Annotated in this window: 21 protein-coding genes; 12 read left to right on the top strand and 9 right to left on the bottom strand. The window is 62.6% G+C overall.

From position 1 onward, the window contains the following. Nucleotides 1-14: 14 nt before the first annotated feature. Entirely contained in the window at nucleotides 15-905 is an 891-nt protein-coding gene (bla, locus tag AC4P1R_RS02915; RefSeq protein WP_225190651.1) for a class A beta-lactamase, read from the bottom strand. Between the two features lie 410 nt (nucleotides 906-1,315). Here bla and AC4P1R_RS02910 point away from each other — a divergent pair, with 410 nt between their 5' ends. Then, complete coding sequence (locus AC4P1R_RS02910; protein WP_151610945.1) at nucleotides 1,316-1,819, top strand: GNAT family N-acetyltransferase; 504 nt, start codon at nucleotides 1,316-1,318, stop codon at nucleotides 1,817-1,819. A gap of 13 nt (nucleotides 1,820-1,832) precedes the next feature. Continuing rightward, nucleotides 1,833-2,402 (top strand): DJ-1/PfpI family protein, encoded by a 570-nt coding sequence (locus AC4P1R_RS02905; RefSeq protein ID WP_069460467.1) that lies wholly within the window; start codon nucleotides 1,833-1,835, stop codon nucleotides 2,400-2,402. 57 nt (nucleotides 2,403-2,459) lie between these two features. Here the strand turns inward: AC4P1R_RS02905 and AC4P1R_RS02900 are convergent, their stop codons facing one another. From AC4P1R_RS02900 to AC4P1R_RS02890, 3 genes are all read right to left on the bottom strand, one after another. Then, nucleotides 2,460-3,374, bottom strand: a complete 915-nt coding sequence (locus AC4P1R_RS02900; protein WP_492177391.1) for a c-type cytochrome — start codon at nucleotides 3,372-3,374, stop codon at nucleotides 2,460-2,462. A 109-nt stretch (nucleotides 3,375-3,483) separates the two neighbouring features. After that, nucleotides 3,484-3,930 carry a c-type cytochrome gene (locus AC4P1R_RS02895; protein WP_225190650.1) on the bottom strand — a complete coding sequence of 149 codons (447 nt, stop codon included), beginning with the start codon at nucleotides 3,928-3,930 and terminating at the stop codon, nucleotides 3,484-3,486. Nucleotides 3,931-4,108: 178 nt separating this feature from the next. Next, the gene (locus AC4P1R_RS02890) at nucleotides 4,109-4,750 is read right to left on the bottom strand and encodes a LysE family translocator (RefSeq protein ID WP_069460465.1); all 642 of its coding nucleotides are present in this window, start codon (nucleotides 4,748-4,750) and stop codon (nucleotides 4,109-4,111) included. A 133-nt stretch (nucleotides 4,751-4,883) separates the two neighbouring features. Here AC4P1R_RS02890 and AC4P1R_RS02885 point away from each other — a divergent pair, with 133 nt between their 5' ends. Further along, on the top strand, nucleotides 4,884-5,564 hold the full coding sequence (locus tag AC4P1R_RS02885; protein WP_069460464.1) for a helix-turn-helix transcriptional regulator: 681 nt from the start codon (nucleotides 4,884-4,886) through the stop codon (nucleotides 5,562-5,564). 74 nt (nucleotides 5,565-5,638) lie between these two features. Here the strand turns inward: AC4P1R_RS02885 and AC4P1R_RS02880 are convergent, their stop codons facing one another. Beyond that, entirely contained in the window at nucleotides 5,639-6,241 is a 603-nt protein-coding gene (locus tag AC4P1R_RS02880) for a superoxide dismutase (RefSeq protein WP_069460463.1), read from the bottom strand. Nucleotides 6,242-6,476: 235 nt separating this feature from the next. On the opposite strand from AC4P1R_RS02880, the gene AC4P1R_RS02875 reads away from it, so the two are divergent. Then, nucleotides 6,477-6,887 carry a VOC family protein gene (locus AC4P1R_RS02875; RefSeq protein WP_069460462.1) on the top strand — a complete coding sequence of 137 codons (411 nt, stop codon included), beginning with the start codon at nucleotides 6,477-6,479 and terminating at the stop codon, nucleotides 6,885-6,887. Nucleotides 6,888-7,074: 187 nt separating this feature from the next. Here the strand turns inward: AC4P1R_RS02875 and AC4P1R_RS02870 are convergent, their stop codons facing one another. Beyond that, entirely contained in the window at nucleotides 7,075-7,956 is an 882-nt protein-coding gene (locus AC4P1R_RS02870; protein WP_492177390.1) for a branched-chain amino acid aminotransferase, read from the bottom strand. A gap of 179 nt (nucleotides 7,957-8,135) precedes the next feature. On the opposite strand from AC4P1R_RS02870, the gene AC4P1R_RS02865 reads away from it, so the two are divergent. After that, nucleotides 8,136-9,176: a zinc-dependent alcohol dehydrogenase family protein gene (locus tag AC4P1R_RS02865; protein WP_151610941.1), complete on the top strand. Its 1,041-nt coding sequence runs from the start codon at nucleotides 8,136-8,138 to the stop codon at nucleotides 9,174-9,176. A 232-nt stretch (nucleotides 9,177-9,408) separates the two neighbouring features. On the opposite strand, the gene AC4P1R_RS02860 is transcribed toward AC4P1R_RS02865, so the two are convergent. After that, nucleotides 9,409-9,555, bottom strand: a complete 147-nt coding sequence (locus tag AC4P1R_RS02860) for a hypothetical protein (RefSeq protein ID WP_192803738.1) — start codon at nucleotides 9,553-9,555, stop codon at nucleotides 9,409-9,411. 71 nt (nucleotides 9,556-9,626) lie between these two features. Between AC4P1R_RS02860 and AC4P1R_RS02855 the strand changes: the two genes are divergently transcribed. The 4 genes from AC4P1R_RS02855 (at nucleotide 9,627) to AC4P1R_RS02840 (ending at nucleotide 12,687) form a co-directional block, all read left to right on the top strand. Then, complete coding sequence (locus AC4P1R_RS02855; protein ID WP_492177389.1) at nucleotides 9,627-10,178, top strand: phosphatase; 552 nt, start codon at nucleotides 9,627-9,629, stop codon at nucleotides 10,176-10,178. A gap of 156 nt (nucleotides 10,179-10,334) precedes the next feature. Then, nucleotides 10,335-10,997 (top strand): haloacid dehalogenase type II, encoded by a 663-nt coding sequence (locus AC4P1R_RS02850; RefSeq protein WP_069460458.1) that lies wholly within the window; start codon nucleotides 10,335-10,337, stop codon nucleotides 10,995-10,997. A gap of 11 nt (nucleotides 10,998-11,008) precedes the next feature. Further along, the gene (gene tam, locus AC4P1R_RS02845) at nucleotides 11,009-11,782 is read left to right on the top strand and encodes a trans-aconitate 2-methyltransferase (RefSeq protein ID WP_069460829.1); all 774 of its coding nucleotides are present in this window, start codon (nucleotides 11,009-11,011) and stop codon (nucleotides 11,780-11,782) included. Nucleotides 11,783-11,859: 77 nt separating this feature from the next. Further along, nucleotides 11,860-12,687: an aldo/keto reductase gene (locus AC4P1R_RS02840; protein ID WP_151610939.1), complete on the top strand. Its 828-nt coding sequence runs from the start codon at nucleotides 11,860-11,862 to the stop codon at nucleotides 12,685-12,687. Nucleotides 12,688-12,884: 197 nt separating this feature from the next. Here the strand turns inward: AC4P1R_RS02840 and AC4P1R_RS02835 are convergent, their stop codons facing one another. Beyond that, a complete protein-coding gene (locus tag AC4P1R_RS02835; RefSeq protein WP_069460456.1) occupies nucleotides 12,885-13,274 on the bottom strand; it encodes a DUF2780 domain-containing protein in 390 nt (129 codons plus the stop codon). 247 nt (nucleotides 13,275-13,521) lie between these two features. Here AC4P1R_RS02835 and AC4P1R_RS02830 point away from each other — a divergent pair, with 247 nt between their 5' ends. Continuing rightward, the gene (locus AC4P1R_RS02830; protein ID WP_151611934.1) at nucleotides 13,522-15,075 is read left to right on the top strand and encodes a helicase HerA-like C-terminal domain-containing protein; all 1,554 of its coding nucleotides are present in this window, start codon (nucleotides 13,522-13,524) and stop codon (nucleotides 15,073-15,075) included. A gap of 121 nt (nucleotides 15,076-15,196) precedes the next feature. Then, nucleotides 15,197-15,409 carry an alkylphosphonate utilization protein gene (locus tag AC4P1R_RS02825; RefSeq protein ID WP_069460828.1) on the top strand — a complete coding sequence of 71 codons (213 nt, stop codon included), beginning with the start codon at nucleotides 15,197-15,199 and terminating at the stop codon, nucleotides 15,407-15,409. A gap of 109 nt (nucleotides 15,410-15,518) precedes the next feature. Here AC4P1R_RS02825 and AC4P1R_RS02820 read toward each other — a convergent pair whose 3' ends face one another. Then, nucleotides 15,519-15,941 carry an organic hydroperoxide resistance protein gene (locus AC4P1R_RS02820; RefSeq protein ID WP_069460454.1) on the bottom strand — a complete coding sequence of 141 codons (423 nt, stop codon included), beginning with the start codon at nucleotides 15,939-15,941 and terminating at the stop codon, nucleotides 15,519-15,521. A 113-nt stretch (nucleotides 15,942-16,054) separates the two neighbouring features. Between AC4P1R_RS02820 and AC4P1R_RS02815 the strand changes: the two genes are divergently transcribed. Beyond that, the gene (locus AC4P1R_RS02815) at nucleotides 16,055-16,528 is read left to right on the top strand and encodes a MarR family winged helix-turn-helix transcriptional regulator (protein WP_069460453.1); all 474 of its coding nucleotides are present in this window, start codon (nucleotides 16,055-16,057) and stop codon (nucleotides 16,526-16,528) included. Nucleotides 16,529-16,542 lie beyond the last annotated feature (14 nt).

Here is a 16,542-nt window from a genome sequence, read left to right as displayed (position 1 = left end):
GATTTGGACGGTTTTCAGGCCATTCCGGCGATGATCCTGCCGATCTCGGCAAAGACCGGATTCAGGGCGTCGAGCGGCGCTTTCGCCTCACCGGTGTAGACAGCGACCAGGATGGGTCCACGCCCGTCCGGCCAAGCGAAGCCGATATCCGAGACGGCGCCGGCCATGCTTGTCCCGGTCTTGTCGCCGATCCGCCAGTCCCTTGGAAGGCCGGCCCGCAGCCGTGCGCCGCCTGTCTTGTTCGCGACCATCCAGCCGACAAGCCGCTGGCGCGAACTCTCCGACAGCACCGAACCGAAGGCCAGCTTGCGGAGCGTTTCCAGCATCGCCGCAGGCGTCGTCGTATCGCGCGGGTCGCCGAACGCGGCTTCGTTGAGCTCGGGTTCCATCCGGTCGAGACGCGTCGCCTCGTCTCCGATCGACCGCAGCCACGATGTCAGCCCGGCCGGACCGCCGAAGCTTTCCAGCAGTAGGTTGGCGGCGGCGTTGTCGCTGATCGTGATCGCCGCCTCGCAGAGCGCGGAGACCGTCATCCCATTGCCGCCGACATGCTTCCCGGTGACTGGAGAATGCGGCAGCAACACGTCCCTGCCGAACGCAATACGCCGGTCGAGCGCCTCCTCTCCCCGATCGACGCGCGCCAACGCACAGGCCGCCGCGAGCGCCTTGAAGGTCGAACACATGGCGAAGCGTTCGGTCTCCCGATGACCGAAGGAAATATTGGTCCGGGTGTCGAGCACGGAGACGCCAAGACGGCCCCCGGTGCGCTTTTCAAGCTCTTCTAGCTGCTTCGCAACGTCATCCTCCGCTCGGGAGAAAGCCAGCGCAGGAGCCGGCAAGGTGAACGCCGGAAAGAGTGTGGCGGTTGCAAACAACACGCTGCGGCGACTGATAAGCAGGGGCATCGTCTATTCCCTCCGTTCGGCCGACGCATCCACATCAGACCACTAAATTATTGATATTGAATACAATTATGCACTGTCCACGACTCGCTACGAGCCGAATGTGGCGGTCTTGTGCTCGCTCAACGTGGGTACCGGCGTGCCACGAGAGATTGTACGAGCGAAAAAGGCCATCCGCGCGCTCGCCGACCATTGCCAGTGCGAGGGCGAATACTGACCGCCCAAAAGAATCTCCGTTGACAAAATCCGGGAAATGGAGAATCTACGCGCATGATCAAGAACGCACCCATTTTCCGCGCGTATTTTTGGCTGTTCCGATAGGAGCGGCTTGCTGATCATATTCAACAAGGCCGCCATCAGGCGGCTTTTGTTTTTCACGGCACCTGATGGCGGCAGAACCATAGGAGCCGAGAATGCTGCAGACCGCCATACCTAGCCTTCACCCCGTGCCGTCGGCCAGAGCGCCCATGGTGACGATCCGTTGCGCGAAGCCGCGCGACGTTGCCGAACTGCGCGAAATGATCGCCGAGCTTTCCGCCCATCATGGCGACGCTGCCCCGGTCACATCCGAACAGCTGGAGCGCGATCTCTTCGGCCGCACACCGTGGATCACCGCTCTCGTCGCCGAAGCCGGTGGTCAGTTGATCGGCTATGCCATACTGGTTCCCCAGTACAGGGCGGTCGAGGGCGTGCGCGGTATGGAACTGCATCACCTCTTCGTGCGGCCCGGTCACCGCGGCACCGGCATCGGCCGGCATCTCATCGCCAAGGCACGGGAGCAGGCGAAAATGGCGGGCTGCAATTACCTCTCGGTCAGCGCCGCGACCGGCAATTTCCAGGCGCATCGTTTCTATGAATCCGAGCGCTTCGAGCCTCGCCCGGTGACCGGCATGCGCTATATTCAGAGGATAGGCTGAAGAGGAGGGCTCGATGCGCGTTGCTATCGTGCTGACGGAAGGCTTTGCCGACTGGGAATGCGCGCTGTTGATGGCGACGGCGCGCGCCGAGCTGGGAGTGGATCTTCTCGTCGCCTCGCCCGGCGGCACCGTGGTAACCTCCATGGGCGGCCTGCACATCACGCCGCACCTGCCGACGAAGACGCTCGCCCCGGCGGAGTTCGACGGGCTCGTGCTCTGCGGCGGCACCATCTGGGAAACCGCTGCGGCACCCGACCTGTCGCATACGATCCGTGCCTTCCACACGGCAGAGCGCGTGGTTGCGGCAATCTGCGGCGCCACGCTGGCGCTTGCCGCAAGCGGCATCCTCAATGGGGCCGATCACACAGGCAACTCGGCCGGAAGCCTTGCGGCGGTTCCCGACTATCAAGGCCAGAGCCACTATCGCGACCAGCCGCGGGCGGTTCGCAGCGGTCGCCTCGTGACGGCCGCAGGCACCGCACCGGTAAGCTTCGCGGCTGAAGTCTTTCACGCGCTCGGCCTCGGCTCCGAGGCGCTCGACGCCTACCTCGCGCTCTATGCCGAGGAGCACCGGCTCACCTGAATGGCCCCCTAGACATGTCGTTGTCCCGAAAACCCTGCACGCTCCGGGCGACATGGATCACAGCGGCGGCAGCGCCTTCAAATAGGCGGCGATCGCCTCCCGATCTTCCGAGGGAAGCTTCGCCAAGTTCTTCTGCACCTCGACCATCGAACCGCCGACCGTGTCGAAATCCGGCGTGAATCCGGTCTCTAGATAGGAGGCAATGTCGGACGCGCTCCAACCGCCGATGCTCTTCGAGCCCGGCGTGATATTGGGAATGCGACCCTCTCCTTCCGGGTTCGGCGCTCCGGCAAGCCACCTCTCCGGCTCGAAGCCGCCGAGCGCGTCGCGCGGGGTGTGGCACTCTCCGCAATGGCCGGGACCTTCCACGAGATATTGTCCACGGGCCAGCTTTGGCTCGGCCGTATCGAGCGCGACCCTCTGATCGTCGGTCAAATACAGGAGCTTCCAGCCGCCGAGTGCCAGGCGGATATTGTAGGGAAAGGGCAGATCATGCGGCGGTGCAACGGTGGCGCTTTTCGGCAGCGTTTGCAGGAAGCCCCACAGGTCGTTGATATCCTTGGCGGTCATGCGCGCGTAGGAGCCGTAAGGAAAAGACGGATAAAGGTGTTCGCCGTCTTTGCCGACGCCGCGCGTCATGGCATGGCCGAACTCGGCGAGCGTCCAGCCACCGATTCCAGCCGTTTTGTCGGGCGAGATATTCGGCGCGTAGAAAGTACCGAATGGACTTTTCAGCGGCCGACCGCCCGCCAGCACGAGCCGTTGATCATCCTTGGCGCCGGGAGCCGCGTGGCAGCCGGTGCAGCCGCCGGCCCAGAAGACCTGTTCGCCATTGGCTAGATCCGGCTGACCCAGTCCCTTCCAATGCGCCTCGTCCCATGGTCTCGGTTTCGTCAGCCACCAGAGAACGCCGGCGCCTGCGAGAGCCAGCAGGACCAGACCGGACAGAAGCCAATTCGTGCGCTGCCTCATGATCTCCCCAACTGCTCGTAAGTGCGCCTGTTCGGACGGCCCTGCAGGGGCCGGAAAGGAAAGCGCCGGTCGAACCGGCGCATTCCTGGCAGGACAAAGAGGTCCTTCGTCACTCTTTCTTTAGGCGATAGGTCTCGTGACAGCTGCCGCAGTCCTTGCCGAGAACACCCAGCGCGGCGCCGACGCCGGCAGAATCGGATGGCAACTCGGCGAGGAACATCGCCGCATCGCCGCCGAGCTTGGCGGCCTTCGCCTTGAAGTCCTCCATATTCTGCCAGATCTTCGGGCTCGCTTCAGTCTCCATGCCGGTTTCCGAACCCGGAGGGAAATGATTCGGAAAGACCTTTACGGTATCGCTGATCGTCGTCAGCGATGCCTTGACGACTTCCGCGTCATACGGCTTTTCGCCCTTGGCTATCCCACTGAGGGCGCCGGCAGCCTGCCCGACCTTCTTCATCAGCTGCTGGCGAACCTCCTGCGGCTCGTCCGCAGCGGTCACGGCGGTGACACCCAGCCCTGCAAGGACGGCCGCAAGCGCAAAAGCTCTCATCTTCATCATCATCTCCGGTCGTGCGAATCCGCTTGAGCGGCTTCGTGTTGAAAGCGCCGGCATGATGGCATTTTGGCTTTTCGACGGAAGTAACATTTTTTTGAAGTGCTTGTCGCTGCAACGCAATTTGACCGAAATACATTCAGCTCCAGCTCAGCAAATAACATGAATAGTAAGGTCATGTTTATAGCCGAACATCGCTCCACCCCTGCCAAATGGTCAGGCCCGCGATCAACACGAGGACAAGGCCCGCGGACCTGCCGACTGCGACCGTCACGGCGGGACTGCCGACCAGCAGATCGCGACCGCGGATGGCTGCAAGCGCGAGACCGCCATAAACGGCCAACTGCGTCGAGGCGATCATGATTGCCATGACGGCGGCCTGCGACCAGACGGGCCCGAATTGCGGCTTCAGGAATTGCGGATAGACCGCCAGCATGAAGAGATAGGCCTTGGGGTTCATGAGGCTCGTCAGCGCCCCCTGCCGGAAGCTCGTCCAGCGCGACCGCATCATCCCGCCTTCGATGCCGCCGATGGTGACGGAACTGCGCAGGAGCGAGAAGCCGATCCAGGCGATATAGCCCGCGCCGGCAACCAGAAGCGCATTGAAGAGTTCGGGCATCAGATGCAGCACCACGCTGACACCGAGCGCGGCATAAAGGGTGTGCAGGACGCCGCCCGCCATGATGCCGGCGGTCGCAGCGAGCCCGGAGGCGCGTCCGCCGGTGACGGCATTGGCGAGGACGAAGACCATATCCATGCCGGGCACGATGATGATACCGAACAGGAGAGTGAAGAACAGCCAGAGGTTTTCCGCGTATGTCATGTCAGTTGCTCGTGGATAATTTCGAGGGACAATGGACCGGACTGCAGATTTTTCAATCCGTTGCCGCATTGCTATATCTCTGCCCAACTGACAGGGTCGTGTCAGGAGCCTTCGCGGCCATGGAGGGAAACCGATGCGTAAGGCATCGCGGCTTTTCGAGATCATCCAGATCTTGCGTCTTGCCCGAAGGCCGGTGACGGCGGCCGATATGGCCGAACGGTTGGAGGTAACGTCGCGCTCGATCTATCGCGACATCGTGGCCTTGCAGGCCATGCGGGTGCCGATCGAGGGCGGACGCGGCATCGGCTATATATTGAGGCCCGGCTTCGACCTGCCGCCGCTCATGTTCTCCATCGAGGAAACGGAGGCGATCGTGCTCGCGCTCGCGCTGCTCGAGCGCACCGGCGACCGGGAACTGAAAGTCGCCGCTAGCCGCGTGGGCCAGAAGATCACCGGGGCCGTTCCGGAACCGTTGCGCCAGGTCTTCCAATCGCAGGCGCTCCACGCCTGGGGATCAATCGCGGCGGCCCCAACAGCGGTCGACCTCGCCCTCATTCGGCGCGCGATCCGCGACGAACAGAAACTCGCACTTGACTACCGCGACGAGTTCGGCCGGGCGACTGAACGCACGGTCAGGCCGCTGGCCCTGATCTATTATTCGGAACAGGCGATGATGGTCGCCTGGTGCGAATTGCGCCAAGCGATCCGCAATTTCCGCGCCGACCGCGTGGAGCACTGCGAGCCGGTCGAAGCCTTCTTCCGCGGAGAGGGCGACAGGCTGCGGCAAGCATGGATGGCAGGGTGGAAGACGTAGGTGGGTATTTGACCCCTACGAAAAGGCCCGGCGCAAGAGCCGGGCCCACCTTCCATCGCGACTCGTGAAGCCGCTTACTTCGTCGCCGCCTCGTACATTTCGAGCACGTAGTCCCAGTTGATCAGGTTGTCGACGAAGGCCTCGAGATATTTCGGGCGGGCGTTGCGGTAGTCGATGTAGTAGGAATGCTCCCAGACATCGACGCCGAGGATCGGCGATGCACCGTGAACGAGCGGGTTTTCGCCGTTCGGCGTCTTCGAGATTTCGAGCTTGCCGTTCTTCACCGAAAGCCAGGCCCAGCCGGAGCCGAACTGGCCCGTTCCGGCAGCGATGAAATCGGCGCGGAATTTGTCGTAGCCGCCGAGGTCGGACTTGATCGCGGCATCGAGCTTACCCGGCAGACTGGTGCCGCCACCGCCCTTCTTCATCCACTTCCAGAAGTGGATGTGGTTGTAATGCTGGCCGGCATTGTTGAACAGCGGCTGGTTCGTGCCATAGGACTTCTTGACGATCTCTTCCACCGACAGGTCGGAAAGACCGGCTTCCTCGGCAAGTTTGTTGCCGTTCGTCACATAGGCGAGGTGATGCTTGTCGTGATGGTACTCGAGCGTTTCGCGCGACATATAGGGCACGAGCGCATCATAGTCATAGGGAAGGTTCGGCAATTCGAAAGCCATTGTGGCATCTCCTCTTGGCATGGGATTTGGTGACGGAAATCTGTGATCGGGAACATAGGCACCGCCTCGGCGGGAGGCAACCGATGTGGTGCCAAAATTTCCCTAAGTCACGAAAAATGCTTCCTTTGCGGACGCCACCGATCGGTCCTTGGAGAAGGCGACGCGCAACTTTCCTCGTGCAGCATCGTTACATAACGGCGTCGCCTCCGTCGCACAGGAGTTGCAGGAGACCAGGATGGAGTTTCACCAGGGACGTCTCATCGACCATGTGCACCTGCGCGTGCAGGATCTCGCCGTCAGCAAGCGCTTCTACGTCGCAGTACTTGGCGCGCTCGGCCATCAGCCGACCCACGAGACCGATGCGTTTTTCGCCTTCGATGAATTCTTCGTCGACAAAGCGGAGGACTATCAGAGCCAGGTTCATCTCGCCTTCCAGGCAGCCGATCGCGACGCCGTCCATCGGTTTTATAATGCGGGCATCGCCAATGGCGGCACGGACAATGGCGCTCCAGGCGAGCGGCCTTACCATCCGGGCTATTATGCCGGCTTTCTCCTCGACCCGGACGGCAACAACATCGAAGCGGTCCATCACGGTCCGACGACGCGATCCTCCGCCGACGTGGTGGTTCGGCCGATCGAGGAATGAACATGTTTTAAAAGCCCCTCTCCTCGGGTTTAGCCCGAGGACTAACCCTCTCCCCGCACGCGGGGAGAGGGGACAGAGACAGTGCGCCGCGAGTCTCCTTCGCCCCGCTTACGGGGAGAAGGTGGCCGGTCCACCCTCCGCAGTTGCTTCGGAGGACGGGCAGGCCGGATGAGGGGTCTCGCCGCCGTTACGCGTTGCCGCTCGAATGCGCCCAATCCATGTAGAGGTCGCGCGCCCTCGCCGTGACCGGGCCGGCCTGGAAGTTGTGCTCCTCGAGACGCGTCACCGGCAGGACTTTCGAATAATTGCCGGTGGTAAAGATCTCGTCCGCCCCCTCGAAATCGGTCATCGTCAGCGTCGTTTCGACGACCTCGTGGCCCGCCGATCGCAGAAGCCCGATGATGCGCGCGCGGGTGATGCCGGCGAGGAAGGTCCTGTTCGCGGCCGGCGTGAAGACGACGCCATCCTTGACCATGAAGACGTTGGAAGAGCCAGTCTCTGCGATATTGCCGAGCATGTCGCGCACCAGCGCGTTGTCGAAGCCGCGCGAGCGGGCTTCGGTGAGGATGCGGGCGTTGTTCGGATAGAGGCAGCCGGCTTTCGCATCGGTCGGCATGCATTCGAGCGTCGGCCGGCGGAAGGGCGAGAGCGTCAGGGCCGAGCCCGCATGGGCATTGCCCATCGGAGCCTCGAACAGGCAGAGGGCGAAGCGGGTCGATTCCGGATCTACCGCGACGACGCTCCAGGAACCATGCTCGCCCCAGTACATCGGCTTTACATAGATCGCCGTCTTGCCGTCGAATTTCTTCACGCCCTCCAAGGTGAGCGCCTCGATCTCTTCGGCGGCCATGGCCGGTTTCAGTCCGAGCGCTTCCGCAGAACGGTTGACGCGCTGGCAGTGCAAGTCGAGATCCGGCGCGATGCCGTCGAACCAGCGCGCGCCGTCGAACACCGTCGAGCCGAGCCACATCGCATGGGATGTCGGTCCGATCAGCGGCGGGTTGCCGGAAAGCCATTCGCCATCGACATAGGTCCAGGTGGTGGTGCGGGGGGATGTATCGACGGCCATCGGCGTCTCCTTCTCGTCTCGACGTGCACCATCGTGGTGTAGCGGGAAAAAGCAGAACTGGGGTGAATGGGTATATCAAAAATTGTCATGAGGTCCATTCTGGAGCAGCGTGGTAGCCGGTCCGAGGAACGACAGGGGCTGCCCCGAAAACTATCGAGACGGAATGGGAGTTCGCATCGATGAGAGCAATGTATTACGACGCCTTCGAGAAGACGCCGGAGATCAGGGTTCTGCCCGATCCGTCACCGACGGAGAACGGCGTCGTCATCAAGGTCGAGGCCACCGGGCTCTGCCGGAGTGATTGGCATGGCTGGATGGGGCACGACCCGGACATTCGCCTGCCGCATGTTCCGGGCCACGAGCTGGCGGGTACGATCGCAGCCGCCGGCCGCGGGGTGATGCGCTACAAGGTCGGCGACCGCGTGACCGTGCCTTTCGTATCCGGCTGCGGTCGTTGCGGCGAATGCCGCTCCGGCAACCAACAGGTCTGTGAAGCACAATTCCAGCCGGGCTTCACCCATTGGGGCTCGTTCGCCGAATATGTGGCGATCGATTTCGCCGAGCAGAACCTCGTTCACCTGCCGGAGAGCATGGATTTCGCGACCGCCGCCAGCCTCGGCTGCCGCTTCGCCACCTCCTTCCGGACCGTCACCGACCAGGCGCGCGTCAAGGGTGGTGAATGGGTGGCCGTGCATGGCTGCGGCGGCGTCGGCCTTTCGGCGATCATGATCGCCGCCGCGCTCGGCGCCAAGCCGATCGCTATCGACATTTCCGCCGACAAGCTGGCCTTCGCCCGGAAAATCGGTGCCGTCGCGGCTATCAACGCGGGCGAGACCGACGACGTCGTCGCCGCCGTCAGGGAAATCACCCAAGGCGGCGCGCATGTTTCGATCGATGCGCTGGGCTCGCCCGTCACCTGCTTCAATTCGATCAAGAACCTCCGCCGCCGCGGCCGCCACGTCCAGGTGGGCCTGATGCTGGCCGAACACGCCACGCCGCAGATCCCGATGGCCCAGGTGATCGGCCACGAACTCGAGATCTACGGCAGCCACGGCATGCAGGCCTGGCGCTACGACGCGATGCTTGAGATGATCGTGGCCGGCAAGCTCGATCCCACACAGCTGATCGGTCGGAACATTTCGCTGGAAGAGGCGGTGCCGGCGCTGGTGGCGATGGACCGCGCGACGGAACTCGGCATCAGCGTGATAACGCATTTTTGATGCGAGGTGCGGGCGTCGCGACTGCCTCGTCCCACAGGGCCGCTCGAAGACCCCTCCCCAACCCCTCCCCACAGGTGGGAGGGGCGTAACCTGCCGCGCCCTCGCGGTCCTCTATTGGTCGAAGCGGCATGCGCTCAGAAAGTGGTAGTCGGGAGCAGCGGGCACCGAAGCCCCTCCCCCTTGTGGGGAGGGATTGGGGAGGGGTCTTGCCGGGGAGTGGCAAGGGCTCGGATCACGCCGCCCGGCGCCAGGCGAAGGTCTTGCCGCCGTCGGCGGTGGAGATGAGTCCGATCCTGTAAAGCGAGGTGAGAACGCTCGAAACGGCCGGGCGGACCTTCTGGCCCCGCTTGGAATGCTTGCAATAGCCTCTGGCCCCCACCGAGGGGATTCCGAACCCAGCCCCGCGCTGCTATCCTCGTCATGAGGACGACGAATCAGCGAGGACCCGTCATGGCGCTTGCGGCTCAGGCCTGCGAAGGCCAGTTCTACCGGCCCGTTCTCGACCGCAATCCGGTGCATCCGAATGGCTGGCCGGTGCGCGTGATCGTCGCTTCGCAGACGGAGGCGCGGCATAACCGGGCGCTTTGGGCGCCCACGCATCTGATCTCGATCCGAGCGCCGGCAACCCGGCTTCTGTCGATGATAGAACTGCCGCCGGAGCGGCATCTGGAGCTTCATTTCGGCGATGCCGTCGATCCCGAAGCGCCCGATGCCGCGCGCGCCGAGGCGATCGAGGCGACCTTCGCCTTCATCGACCGGCTGCCGGAGCATGCGCATCTTCTGATCCATTGCCTCAGAGGGATCGGGCGCTCGACGGCGCTGACGCTCGGCATCCTGGCGCGCTACATGGCACCCGAGCAGGCGGCCGCAGCGTTGCACGCGCTTCGCCCGGAGGCCAAACCAAACCGACAGGTGGTCGGCCTCTGCGATACGGCGCTCGGGCTCAAAGGCAGGCTTGCCAGACAGGCGCTTCGCTTTCCGGCAAAGACCTGGAAAGGCTGACAAATCGTCACCTGGCACGGCCACGTTGTGCGGCGCACAAAAATTTGACATGATCTCTCCAAAACAAATGGAGAAGCGGCGCGCCTTTCGCCGCACGACCTGCCCGAAAGGCTGTTCGCGGAGCGTCGGCCGAGGCGGGAATGACGGGAGAACTCTATGTCCTACGCGGCCTATGTCTTTGACGCCTACGGCACGCTCTTCGACGTGCACGCGGCCGTGCGCCGGCATGCCGACGCAATCGGTCCGGACGGGCGAGCCTTTTCCGAGCTCTGGCGTGCAAAGCAGCTTGAATATTCCTGGGTGCGCGCGCTGATGGGCGCCTATGTCGATTTCTGGCAATTGACCGAACAATCGCTGGATTTCGCGTTCCAACGCTTCCCCTCGGCCGATCCCAAGCTCAGGAAGAAACTGCTCGACGCCTATTGGACACTCGACTGCTATCCGGAAGTGCCGGCCGTGCTACGGGGATTGAAGGAGCGCGGCGCCCGCATTGCAATTCTCTCCAATGGATCGCCGGCGATGCTCGCCTCCGCCGTCAAGAACGCGGCGCTCGACATCGTGATCGACGACGTATTCTCGGTCGATGTGGTCAAGGCCTTCAAGACGGCGCCTGCGGTCTATGATATAGTGACGACGCAGTACCGCCTCTATCCGAATGCGGTCTCCTTCCAGTCGTCCAATCGCTGGGACGTGGCCGGCGCGACCAAATTCGGCTTTCGCACAGTCTGGATAAACCGTCACGACATGCCGGACGAATACAGAGACTACGGGCCGTCGCTCATCCTCCCCTCGCTCGAAAGCCTGCAGTTCGGCATATGAAGGGACATGCGATGACGTGGTCGGCAGCGCAATACGTGAAGTTCGAGGAGGAAAGGACGCGGCCGGCACGAGACCTACTGGCGCAGGTGCCGAACCTTCCTGCCGGTACGGCTTTCGATCTCGGCTGCGGACCGGGGAACTCGACGGAACTGATCCGCGCCCGTTTTCCGGATAACGACCTCGTCGGCCTCGACAATGACGATGGCATGCTGGCCGCCGCCCGTCAGCGCCTGCCGGATCTGCGCTTCGAAAAGGTCGATCTCGCCGGCTGGGCACCGCCGGCAAAGGCTGCGCTCTTCTTTGGAAACGCGGTGTTCCAATGGCTGCCGAAACACATTGACGTTCTCGAGCGGCTCCTGACGGCGCTCGCGCCCGGCGGCGTGCTCGCGATCCAGATGCCCGACAATCTCGACGAGCCATCCCATGCGCTGATGCAGGAGACGGCCGAGGAGCGCGCTTTTGAACAGACGTTCCGCGACCGCATCATGGCGCGCGTTCCCCTTCCCGCGCCGAAGACCTATGTCGAGAAGCTTGCCGCCAAGGCGGCGCGGATCGAGGTCTGGCATACCGTGTATTACCATCAACTCGCCAATGCGAATGCCGTAGTCGAGTGGGTGAAGGGAACGGGATTGCGTCCCTATCTCGATGCGCTGCCGGCGGAAAGGCGAACGGAATATCTCGCCGCCTATGCCGAGAAGATCCGCAAGGCCTATCCGGCGATGGCCGACGGGCGTGTGCTGTTGCGCTTCCCCCGCCTTTTCGTCGTCGCAACGAAGGGCGGCTGAAGTCCGGGATCCGCTTGAACCTTCGTCACGCGGCGACAAGTATAGGGGTGTCCCTTTCGTCGTTCGAGGAGCCCTCCATGCATGCAGTCAATTCCAACGGCGCCAATATTCCCGCCCTCGGCTTCGGCACCTTTCGCATGTCCGGAGAGGAAGTGCTTCGAATTCTGCCGCAAGCGCTGAAGATCGGCTTTCGCCACGTGGACACGGCGCAGATCTACGGCAACGAGGCCGAGGTCGGGAAGGCCATGCACATGTCCGGCATTCCGCGGCCGGATATCTTTCTGACGACGAAGGTCTGGGTCGACAATTATCGGCATGACGCCTTCATCGCCTCGGTCGACGACAGCCTCAGGAAACTCAGGACCGACTACGTGGACCTCCTGCTCCTGCACTGGCCGGGCAGCGATGTGCCGATGGCGGAGCGGCTCGGTGCCCTCAATGACGTGCTGAGAGCCGGCAAGGTGCGCCACATCGGCGTCAGCAACTTCAACACGGCGCAGATGGAGGAAGCAGTGCGGCTGAGCGAGGCGCCGATCGCGACCAATCAGGTCGAGTTCCACCCCTACCTCGACCAGAGCAAGGTACTGCACGCGGCCCGTCGGCACGGCATTTCGCTCACCGCCTATTACGCCATGGCCAATGGCCGCACACCCTCGGACCGGCACCTGGCCGAGATCGGCGCCCGTCACGGCAAGACAGCCGCGCAAGTGGCGCTTCGGTGGCTGGTGCAGCAGCAGGACGTGATTGCCCTTTCGAAAACGGCAACGGAGGCGCGGCTCAAGGAAAATTTCGCGATCTTCGATTTCGCGCTAACACGGGAAGAGATGGCGGCGATCCGCGGACTGGCAAAGCCGGATGGCCGCATCGTCAACCCGGCGGGACTGGCTCCCGAGTGGGACGTGTGAGGTGAAAGCAACGATCCGCTACCCCGTGTGGTCTGTCGGCCATCTCCCCCACAAGGGGGGAGAATTATGTGCGGCCGGCCACTTCGGTCCGGCAAAACGCTTTGCATGCGGAACACCCTGCGGCGACGCAGATGGATGCCCCATCTGTTCCCCCCTCTTTTGGGAGAGCCGGCGGGCCAGAAGAGATTATTACTTCCTCAAACGAACTGGCTAAGACCCGGCACCGAGGCGACGACCTCGTCGACGACTTCGTCGCCCGCCTTTTCCTTGGCGTAGGCGATGGTCTCCTTCGCAAGTGCCGTGATCTCGCCCATGCCAAGTCCCTGGCTCATTAACTGCTGGCCGAGCGCCATGACGCCGCCACCACCCATTGCCGACATCAGCCCGCCAAGCAGCCCGCCATTGCCGCCCTCTCCGCTATATTGCGCGACCAGTTCCGGCGCGCCGGGAATGGCCTCGATCATCCTGGCGACCGGCCCGTCCGCCGCTTCGCGCTGCAGAAAGCCGAGGATCATCCCAACCGCCTTTTCGGCCGTTGCGGGATCGATCCCGACATTGTCCGCCACGCGCGTGACCAATTCGCTCATGAAAATCTCCTCCGTTTTTTGACGTGAACGTCAAGGTAAATGATCGATTTCGAAATGACAATAGCACCGGACGGCCGGTCCGCATCCGAAGATCTCGTAGGCCCCGTCTGCAAGTCTTTCAGTCCGCGCAAGTTTTGTTGCCGGACAGAGCCTCACCTCCTATAACAAAACCGACGACATTTCGATGGCGATTGGCGGCAAATGTCCGCTTCCATTGGCAAAATTGATGAACGGAAATGAGGCTCCCATGCTGCAGGAAGGCAAGCTGTATATCGGCACCAGCCGCAAGCCGGACGATTCGATCAACAAGGGCGAGTATCTCGATCTAAAATTCGGCAATCGCCATGGTCTGATCACCGGTGCGACCGGCACCGGCAAGACCGTGACGCTACAGATCCTTGCCGAGGGCTTCTCGAATGCCGGCGTTCCCGTCTTCTGTGCCGATGTCAAGGGTGATCTGTCCGGGATCGGTGCGATCGGCGAGCCGAAGGACTTTCTTTTGAAGCGCGCCGAGCAGATCGGCCTTTCCCCGTACGACTTCCAGGAGTTTCCGGTAATCTTCTGGGATCTCTACGGCGAGAAAGGCCATAGGGTCCGCACGACAATGTCGGAGATGGGGCCGCTCTTGCTATCGCGCCTGATGAACGCCACCGATGCGCAGGAAGGGGTGTTGAACATCGCCTTCAAGATCGCCGATGAAGGCGGTCTGCCGCTGCTCGATCTGAAAGACCTGCAGGCGCTGCTCAAGTACATGGGCGAGAATGCCAGCGAACTTTCGAACCAGTTCGGCTTCATCTCCAAGTCCTCCCTGGGCTCGATCCAGCGCGAACTGTTGATCCTGGAGCAGCAAGGCGCCGATCATTTCTTCGGCGAGCCAGCATTGAAGATCACCGATATCATGCGCACGACCAATGACGGGCGCGGCGCGATCTCGGTGCTTGCCGCCGACAAGCTGATGATGAATCCGCGGCTCTACGCGACATTCCTGCTCTGGCTGCTCTCCGAACTGTTCGAGGAACTGCCGGAGATCGGTGATCCGGAGAAGCCGCGGCTGGTGTTCTTCTTCGACGAGGCGCACCTGCTCTTCAACGATGCGCCGAAGGTGCTGGTCGAACGGGTCGAGCAGGTGGTTCGCCTGATCCGCTCAAAGGGCGTCGGCGTCTATTTCGTCACCCAGAACCCGCTCGACGTGCCGGAAACCGTGCTCGCGCAGCTTGGCAACCGCGTGCAGCATGCGCTACGCGCCTACACCCCGCGCGAACAGAAGGCGGTGAAGACGGCGGCCGATACGTTTCGCCCCAATCCGGACTTCGACTGCGCCACGGTGATCACCACGCTTGGCACCGGCGAAGCGCTGGTCTCCACGCTCGAAGGCAAGGGTTCGCCGTCGGTGGTCGAGCGGACCCTGATCCGCCCGCCGTCTTCGCGCCTCGGGCCGCTGACGGAGGCCGAGCGGCAGAACACGTTGAATGTCAGCCCGGTGCGCGGGCTCTATGACGAGGATTTCGACCGGGAATCGGCCTATGAGATCCTGGCCGAACGGACGGCCAAGGCAGCAGAGGCGGCGCGGCAGGCGGAAGAGCAGGCCGCCGAAGCGCCCTCCGGCCGCAGCCGCTGGACCCTGCCCGGTTTCGGCGACGATACGGACGAGGCGTCATCGGGCCGCCGCGCCCGGCCACGCTCCTCCGGCTATCAGCGAGAAACGATCGTGGAAGCGGCGCTGAAATCGGTCGCCCGCACGGTCGCCACACAGGTCGGCCGGGCGATCGTTCGCGGCATTCTGGGCAGTCTGAAGCGATAGGAACCGACAAGCGACCGCGATTGCGCTTGCGCCTGTGCCTCCCTCCAGATTATGGAGGCCGGTGGGCCTCGACCTTGGTAATGTCGCCGAAGGACCGTCGGTGCTCGGAAAAGGATCGACGATGGACGTCAAGGACTCGAACGGCGCCATCCTGATGGATGGCGACAATGTTACGCTGATCAAGGACCTGAAGGTGAAAGGGACCTCCACCACGCTGAAGCGCGGCACGCTGGTGAAGGGCATCCGGCTCACGGACAATCCCGACGAGGTCGAATGCCGCGTCGAAAAGATCAAGGGACTAGTGCTCCGCACCGAGTTCCTCAAGAAGGCCTGACACGATATCGAACTGCCAACTGAAGCCCGCAATCACATCGCGGGCTTCGGCGTTCAGGTCTCTGCCGCATCTTCGCATGTGCCGAGGAACGCACGGTGCTGTATGGCGATCAGGCCACCGACAGCTTCACGTCGACATTGCCCCGCGTCGCGTGGCTGTAGGGGCAAACGATATGCGCCTTCTGGACCAGATCCTCGAGAACGGCCTTGTCGACATCGGGCGAAGAGACTTCGAGTGCCACATCGATGAAGAAGCCCGTGCCGTCTTCGCGCGGGCCGATGCCGACGGTACCCGTGACCTTCGTGCCCTCGGAAAGCTTTACCTTCTCTTTGCCGGCGACGGCTTTCAGCGCACCCAGGAAGCAGGCGGAGTAGCCGGCAGCGAAAAGTTGCTCCGGATTGGTGCCGCGAGCCCCATCGCCGCCGAGTTCCTTCGGCACGGTGAGGGTGACATCGAGGACGCCGTCGGCGCTCTTGGCCTGGCCGGAGCGGCCGCCGGTAGCGGATGCGGTGGTGCGGTAGAGGATGGGCATTGCATTCTCCTTCTCGTCTGGTTACCGATGACATCTAGATAGCGCAAAATTAAATTGCACGCAAATTAATTTTGCAAATTGCATTTCTCAGCCGAATTTGAGACAATGCCACCATGACCAAAACGGCCAAATCCGATGCTTTGCCCGATGAGGCGCTGGCGCTTGGCCAGCAGCTCTGCTTCGCCGTCTATTCCGCCACTCACGCCTTCAATCGCGCCTATAAGCCTTTGCTCGACCGCTTTGGCCTTACCTATCCGCAATATCTCGTCCTATTGGCGCTGTGGCAACAGGACGCCATGACGGTAAAGCGGATCGGCGAGGAACTAGGTCTCGATTCGGGCACGCTGTCGCCGCTCCTGAAGCGGTTGGAGGCGGCGGGCTATGTCCGCCGCCTGCGCGACCCCGCCGACGAGCGCCAGGTGATAGTCGGCTTGACTGAAAACGGGCGAACCTTGAAGACCGAGGCCTTCACCATCCTTGCGGAGATTGGCAAGGCGACCGGCTGCAGCCTCGAGGAAGTGGGCGAATTGCGTGAGGCGCTGCACCGATTGACACAGCGTCTCGCCGAGACACGCAGCGAAGATTGACGACGTCCTTGACG

Source organism: Sinorhizobium sp. Y406, from assembly GCF_058732025.1.
Note: the sequence above shows the minus strand (reverse complement) of the source record. Positions and strands in the feature narration are given on the sequence as shown.